Source organism: Sphingobium sp. ba1 (assembly GCF_000743655.1).
Taxonomy (GTDB): Bacteria; Pseudomonadota; Alphaproteobacteria; order Sphingomonadales; family Sphingomonadaceae; genus Sphingobium.
In genome coordinates, this window is sequence record NZ_JPPQ01000069.1 from 2,113,632 (window position 1) to 2,117,016 (window position 3,385).

Sequence of the window (3,385 nt, forward strand, 5' to 3'; positions counted from 1 at the left end):
CTGGCGCTTTCCGGCGCCATCACGCGCGGCCACCAGATCGCGGCCGCGCAGATGATGGGGGCCGATCTTGCCTATATCGGATCCCACTTCATCGCGTCGGAAGAGAGTCTCGCCTCGCCGGCACAGAAAGACATGGTGATCGGGGCCGGACCAGCGGATATCGTCTATACGGACCGGGTCACCGGCGTCGGGGCCAATTTTCTCCGGCCCTCGCTGGAAGCCGCGACTCTCCCTGAGCCACATGGCGCGCTTTCGGTTTCGGAGGAGGCCAAGGCCTGGAAGACGATCTGGTCGGCAGGCCACGGTGTCGGCGCTACCACTGCCGTCCAACCGGCCCGATCCATCTGTGAGAGACTCATTGCCGAATATCAGGCGGCATTACAATCAGAGTAGGATTGATCCATGAAGGTGCTTGTGCCCGTCAAGCGGGTTATCGATTATAATGTGAAACCGCGCGTGAAGGCGGATGGGACGGGCGTCGATTTGGCGAACGTGAAGATGTCGATGAACCCGTTCGACGAGATCGCCGTCGAAGAGGCTATCCGCCTCAAGGAAAAGGGAGTCGCGACCGAAATCGTGGTGGTGTCGATCGGCGTCGCCAAGGCGCAGGAAACGCTGCGCACCGCGCTCGCCATGGGGGCCGACCGCGCGATCCTCGTCCAGACTGACGATGAGGTCGAGCCGCTCGCCGTCGCCAAGATCCTGAAGGCCATCGCCACCGAGGAGGCTCCGGGCCTGGTGATCCTCGGCAAGCAGGCCATCGACGATGATGCCAATCAGACCGGCCAGATGCTGGCAGCCCTTCTCGGTTGGGGGCAGGGCACATTCGCCAGCAAGGTCGAAGTATCGGGCGAGACTGTCGCGGTGACCCGTGAGGTGGATGGCGGTCTGGAGACCGTAAGCCTCAAACTGCCGGCGATCGTGACGACCGATCTGCGTCTCAACGAACCGCGCTATGCGAGCCTGCCCAATATCATGAAGGCCAAATCCAAGCCGCTGGCGACGAAGACGCCGGCCGATCTCGGTGTTGAGATCGCCTCGCGCCTCAAGACGCTCAAGGTGACCGAACCCCCCAAGCGCTCGGCGGGCATCAAGGTGGCCGACGTCGATGAATTGGTCGCCAGGCTCAAGGAAATGGCGATTTGATAAACTTTCAAACGCGCCGAACTTGCCGAACCTCTCCCATGCAAGTGACGGCGCACCCCGCTTCATCCTGTGCGCACAGAGATGAAGCGGGGGCGGATTTCTCGGAGAATAAGTTATGAATACGCTCGTCTGGGTTGAACATGACAATGCGTCGGTCAAGGATGCGACGCTATCGGCCGTCACCGCCGCTGCCAAACTTGGTGAGGTCCATCTGCTGGTTGCCGGTGCGGGCATCGGCGGCGTGGCCGAGGCTGCTGCGAAGGTCGCGGGTGTCGCCAAAGTCGTAACGTTCGACGATGCGGCGTTCAAACACGCTTTGCCCGAGAATGTCGCGCCGGCCGTCGCGGACCTGATGCGCGGCTATGACGCGTTCGTGGCGCCTTCCACTTCGAATGGCAAGAACATCGCGCCGCGCGTGGCGGCCTTGCTTGATGTGATGCAGGTCAGCGACATCCTGTCGGTGGAAAGCGCTGACACGTTCACGCGTCCCATCTACGCGGGAAATGCGATCGCGACGGTCCAGTCGTCTGATGCAAAGAAGGTTATCACGGTGCGTGGCACAGCCTTCGAGAAGGCGGCCCGCGAGGGTGGCTCGGCCAGTATCGAGGCTGCGACGGGCACGGATGCGGGACTTTCCAGCTTCGTGGGTGCCGAGATCGCCCAGTCCGAGCGCCCGGAACTCACCTCGGCCAAAATCATCGTCTCGGGCGGGCGAGCGCTGGGCTCGGCCGGGCAGTTTCATGGCGTGATCGATCCGCTGGCCGACAAGCTGGGCGCGGGTGTGGGCGCAAGCCGCGCGGCGGTCGATGCTGGCTATGCGCCCAACGATTTTCAGGTCGGCCAGACCGGCAAGATCGTGGCGCCGGAAGTCTATGTCGCCGTCGGCATATCGGGTGCGATTCAGCACCTTGCTGGCATGAAGGATAGCAAGACCATCATCGCGATCAACAAGGATGAGGACGCGCCCATCTTCCAGGTCGCCGATATCGGCCTGGTCGGCGACCTCTTCAAGATCGTTCCTGAACTGACCGAAAAGCTTTGAGGTAAGCGATGACCGGTCTGGAAGAGATCGAACAGTTCATGGCGGCCGGCACCCGGCCGCCCATGATGGACCTGTTCGACATCGATCTGCTTGAGGCGGAGGAGGGGAAGGTCGTCTTTGTCGCGACGCCCACCTCGCAGACCTACAATTTCATGGGCATCGCCCATGGTGGCTATGCCGCGACGCTGCTGGATTCGGCCTGCGGCATCGCGGCGAACTCCGCGGCCCAAGTGCCCATCAACTGCGTCACGCTCGAACTCAAGGTCGCCTATCATGCGCCCTTGACCGACAGGGTCGGGATGGTCCGTGCAATCGGCCAGGTGGTGTCGATGGGCAAGAGGGTGGCGCATACCGAGGCGCGTCTGATCGACATGGCCGGCAAACTCTATGCCTCCGCGACATCGACCTTGCTGCTCGTCGATCGGGCGGCCTGAACAGGAAAGAAGATATGGAAGTCGTTATCCCGCACAGCCTTGGTAAAATCGAAGCGAAGAGCAGGATCGAGGCCGGCCTGCCCAAGCTGGCAGCGCATATCCCGGGAGGCGGTTCGCTCAGTTCCGAGTGGGTATCGGACTACGCACTACACTTGGTCATCGGGGCGATGGGGCAGAATATCCCGGTGCAACTCGACATTGAGGATAGCGAGATTCGCGGCGACGTCAGCGTACCGCTGTTCCTCAAAATGATGTCAGGACAGATTTCGGATTTTGTGAAAACGAGCGCCGAGAAAATGCTCAGCAAGGCATGATGAATTTACTGGCCGCAGGACAATATCGTTGCTCTGCGATGATTGAGTTTACGAGAATCTGCCCTGTTTCCTAGCCGATAGTGTCCGCGCGAGGGCTTTGTGATGGAAGAAATCGCTCCCCGAGTTTTCAGGATCATTAGCCGTCAGCTCGGCGTCTATCCGGATCAGATTGCCCTTGCTTCGTCTTTCTACGATGACATCGGCGTGGATAGTCTCGATGTGCTGGAAGTTGTGATGGCGCTTGAAGACGAATTCGGACTCACTATCCCGGATGAAGCCGCCGGTGAGGTCAAAACAGTAGAGGATGCGGTCAAGCTGGTCGAAGCATGGATAGCCAAGTGAGATAAAACCCACGATCCTCTGAAACCGCAATTCACGACGACAATGAAATCTAGCCCGTCTTATTCACCGGCGGCATGGGATGGGGTTGGCGGACGTGGCGTAAGTTA

Annotated in this window: 6 protein-coding genes; all 6 read left to right on the top strand. The window is 60.4% G+C overall.

Annotation, left to right across the window (positions count from 1 at the left end; genetic code table 11):
- Positions 1-393, top strand: a 393-nt coding sequence (locus IL54_RS13325) for an NAD(P)H-dependent flavin oxidoreductase (protein ID WP_037478652.1), incomplete at its 5' end; no start/stop codon positions are given.
- A gap of 9 nt (positions 394-402) precedes the next feature.
- The gene (locus tag IL54_RS13330; protein WP_004206977.1) at positions 403-1,146 is read left to right on the top strand and encodes an electron transfer flavoprotein subunit beta/FixA family protein; all 744 of its coding nucleotides are present in this window, start codon (positions 403-405) and stop codon (positions 1,144-1,146) included.
- Positions 1,147-1,261: 115 nt separating this feature from the next.
- Positions 1,262-2,188, top strand: a complete 927-nt coding sequence (locus IL54_RS13335) for an electron transfer flavoprotein subunit alpha/FixB family protein (protein WP_004206978.1) — start codon at positions 1,262-1,264, stop codon at positions 2,186-2,188.
- 8 nt (positions 2,189-2,196) lie between these two features.
- Complete coding sequence (locus IL54_RS13340) at positions 2,197-2,622, top strand: PaaI family thioesterase (RefSeq protein WP_004206979.1); 426 nt, start codon at positions 2,197-2,199, stop codon at positions 2,620-2,622.
- 14 nt (positions 2,623-2,636) lie between these two features.
- Entirely contained in the window at positions 2,637-2,936 is a 300-nt protein-coding gene (locus tag IL54_RS13345) for a polyhydroxyalkanoic acid system family protein (RefSeq protein ID WP_004206980.1), read from the top strand.
- A 102-nt stretch (positions 2,937-3,038) separates the two neighbouring features.
- Entirely contained in the window at positions 3,039-3,278 is a 240-nt protein-coding gene (gene acpP / locus IL54_RS13350; protein WP_004206981.1) for an acyl carrier protein, read from the top strand.
- Positions 3,279-3,385: the final 107 nt, after the last annotated feature.

Excerpts from the sequence above, each read along its gene's own strand:
- IL54_RS13330 (WP_004206977.1), top strand. The coding sequence starts at position 403 with ATGAAGGTGCTTGTGCCCGTCAAGCGGGTTATCGATTATAATGTGAAA.
- IL54_RS13335 (WP_004206978.1), top strand. The coding sequence starts at position 1,262 with ATGAATACGCTCGTCTGGGTTGAACATGACAATGCGTCGGTCAAGGAT.
- IL54_RS13340 (WP_004206979.1), top strand. The coding sequence starts at position 2,197 with ATGACCGGTCTGGAAGAGATCGAACAGTTCATGGCGGCCGGCACCCGG.
- IL54_RS13345 (WP_004206980.1), top strand. The coding sequence starts at position 2,637 with ATGGAAGTCGTTATCCCGCACAGCCTTGGTAAAATCGAAGCGAAGAGC.
- acpP (WP_004206981.1), top strand. The coding sequence starts at position 3,039 with ATGGAAGAAATCGCTCCCCGAGTTTTCAGGATCATTAGCCGTCAGCTC.